The sequence below is a fragment of the Elstera litoralis genome (assembly GCF_000963705.1).
Classification (GTDB): Bacteria; Pseudomonadota; Alphaproteobacteria; order Elsterales; family Elsteraceae; genus Elstera; species Elstera litoralis.
The window spans coordinates 1-2,872 of the sequence record NZ_LAJY01000471.1; the positions used below are offsets into that span (position 1 = coordinate 1).

At 57.6% G+C, this 2,872-nt stretch carries 4 protein-coding genes; 1 reads left to right on the forward strand and 3 read right to left on the reverse strand.

Features of this window, described 5'->3' with window-relative positions; all coding sequences use genetic code 11:
* Window positions 1-588, reverse strand: a 588-nt coding sequence (locus tag VZ95_RS15935) for a LysR family transcriptional regulator (protein ID WP_045776738.1), incomplete at its 3' end; no start/stop codon positions are given.
* Window positions 589-716: 128 nt separating this feature from the next.
* On the opposite strand from VZ95_RS15935, the gene VZ95_RS15940 reads away from it, so the two are divergent.
* Entirely contained in the window at window positions 717-1,814 is a 1,098-nt protein-coding gene (locus VZ95_RS15940) for a 4-oxalomesaconate tautomerase (protein WP_084627852.1), read from the forward strand.
* A gap of 17 nt (window positions 1,815-1,831) precedes the next feature.
* Here the strand turns inward: VZ95_RS15940 and VZ95_RS15945 are convergent, their stop codons facing one another.
* Window positions 1,832-2,422 (reverse strand): hypothetical protein, encoded by a 591-nt coding sequence (locus tag VZ95_RS15945; protein WP_045776740.1) that lies wholly within the window; start codon window positions 2,420-2,422, stop codon window positions 1,832-1,834.
* Between the two features lie 25 nt (window positions 2,423-2,447).
* The coding region (locus VZ95_RS25800; RefSeq protein WP_198148345.1) for a hypothetical protein at window positions 2,448-2,872 on the reverse strand (425 nt) is incomplete at its 5' end.

Sequence of the window (2,872 nt, forward strand, 5' to 3'; positions counted from 1 at the left end):
AACGGTGATGAAACGATAGGGTTTCAACTCCTGCCAGGAAACTTCCTTGCGGGCGGCCAACTCGTGATCGCCCCTACAGGCTAAAACAAAAGGCTCTTCGACCAGAGGATCGAAGGTAATTTCCGACTCTTGTGTGCCGAGGAGCGTAATCCCCAACTCCACCTCGCCATTCAAAACCGATTGCAGCACCGCATTGGCCCCCTCATCGACCACGCGAATACGGATATTGGGATAGGCTTTACTGTAGGTGGCAATCACATCGGGCAGGAAGTAATAGGCCGCAGTTGGGATGCACGCGATATTCACAAGACCGGACCGATGTTCGGCGATTTCCCGCACCGACAGCAGCGAGGCATCGAGATCGTCCAGCAGCCGCCGGGCCTTGGGCAAAAAATCGCGCCCCACCGTCGTTAGCTCCACCCGGCGCGTTGTGCGCTCTAGCAGGCTAACGCCCAGATTTTCCTCAAGCTTTTGCACTCGGCGGGTGAGCGCCGGTTGCGAGAGGTGGATGAGCTGCGCGGCGGCATTAAAGCTGCGCAGTTCGGCAACCGCCACAAAGGCGCGTAAATCGTCGAGATCGACATTCATGTTAATTGCGCATCAATCGTTCAGTTCATTGAAATTCACAAAATTAACCGGCTTCGTCAAGTTGGCCTCAAGACCGGCACCGACAGCTTTGGCGTGCGCCGCCGCGACATTCGATTGATGAGGGTGATATGGGGTCAATTCCGTGTGTGCTGATGCGTGGCGGCACGTCGCGCGGGCCGTTTTTCTTGGCGTCGGATTTGCCTCGCGATCCCGTGGCGCGCGATTCTATCCTGATTGCGGCGATGGGCTCCGGCCATCCGCTTCAAATCGATGGGATTGGCGGCGGTAATCCCCTGACCAGTAAAGTGGCGATTTGCGGTCCGGCAACGAAGGCGGGGGCCGATGTGGATTATCTGTTTGCCCAAGTAGACGTAAGCCGCCGCACGGTCGATACCAGCCCCAATTGCGGCAATATGCTCGCGGGGGTGGGGCCGTTCGCGCTCGAAGCTGGGTTGGTGCAGGCCACGTCTCCCCGTAGCCGCGTGGTTATTCATAACGTAAATACTGGGAAACTGATTGAGGCGACCGTCGAAACCCCCAACGGGCGGGTAACCTATGATGGCGATGCGAGCATCGACGGTGTTCCCGGTACAGCGGCCCCGATCCGGTTAACCTTTCTCGACGCGGCAGGGGCGAAGACGGGTAAGCTGCTGCCGACAGGGCACGCGGGCGACAGAATTGATGGCGTTGCCGTAACCTGCATCGACATGGCGGTGCCGATGATGTTGGTCGCCGGCCCCGCCCTCGGCAAAACGGGGCAGGAGCGCCCCGCCGATCTGGATGCGGACCTCGCTTTTCTGACGCGGCTCGAAGCTTTGCGCCGGAAAGCCGGGGCTCTGATGGGGTTCGGCGATGTGAGCGACCGGGTTGTGCCGAAGCCAGTGCTGTTGGCCCCGCCGGTGCGCGGTGGCACGATCACCGCGCGTTATTTCATGCCGAGAACATGTCACACCGCGTTGGCTATTACGGGGGCCATCGGCATTGCGACCGCGTGCTGCACGCCGGGGACCGAGGCTTTTGCCCTGGCCCGCCTCCCGCCGATCGATAGCGCGGGGCGGCGGACAATCGTTATCGAACATCCTTCCGGCAAAATCGCCGTGGAGTTGGAACAGGACAGCGAGACTGGGGACATCCGGCGCGCGTCGCTGCTGCGCACCGCCCGCCGTTTGTTCGAGGGGCGCGTGCTGGTGCCCGACCCCGCCCGCGCGCCCGTCCTTCTTGCTTAAATCCGCGCCGGTTTTCGTTACGGCGTCGGCAAGCTGCCTTCGTCCTTCGGGACGAGGGCGGTTTTATACGCAATATGGGTGATGAAATTAGCCGGGGCTGTCTCTGGGAGCGGCTTGCCGCCCAGCGTGCAAAGGTAGCCCCGCGACGTGTAGCGGTCCCAATAGGCCCGGAAGACGGCGCAGTTGTTCGTCGCGCCTTTGTCGGTCACTTTCACGGGGATCCAGCGAAAATCAGCGGAACCGTGGCTTACATCCTGATAGCTGCCGAAGTCCAACGTCTTATTCGCGAACAATTGTTGCGAGATATTCTGAATCGTATCCTGTTCCCAGTGAACAAAGTGATGCGCTTCATTCATATGCACAACCGCAATATAATTCTGCGCTGCTGCGACGACAATGTTAATACTGACATCTCGCCGCATATCGTTGGTTTCGCCGATTATTTCAACGGCGCGCTGGAACGAGCTTTTGCCCCATCCCGCCAGCTTGAGATCGAGGGGCGATTCGGCGGGCGAAATATCTTTCGGCTCTTTCCAGGTTTGAGCCGAAACCGGAAGTGCGGCGAGCAGGGCGAGGCCAAGGCCGACGAGACGGGCTGAAAACATCATGCGGAGCTTTCTGCATAGGGCAAGATTAGGGGGTGGGAAGCGTGCCTTCATCTTTAGGCGTCAAAAATTGCTTATAGCTGATGTGGGTGATGAAAGTTTTGATTGCGTCAGGCGAGAGGGGTTTTCCCGGCTTCGCGCAGAACCAGCCCACCGATGATAGATAATCCCATGCAGAGCGAAAGATGCTGCAATTATTTACCTGAGAGCTTGCGGTGTAACTGAAGGGGATGAACTTAAATTGGGCGCGACCATGATACAGATCGTCAAGTTCACCAAACTCTAGTGAAAAATCTTTAAAATAGCGGCCAGCATAATTTTGAAGTGTGTCCTGGTTCCAGTGACGAAAATGTGTTGATTCATTTACGCCAACAAAACTACGGTAATCCTTATCTTCGGCGCGGATTGTGTAAAAATAAACTTCACCGCTGTTGGTGGAATTGGCACCCTTAT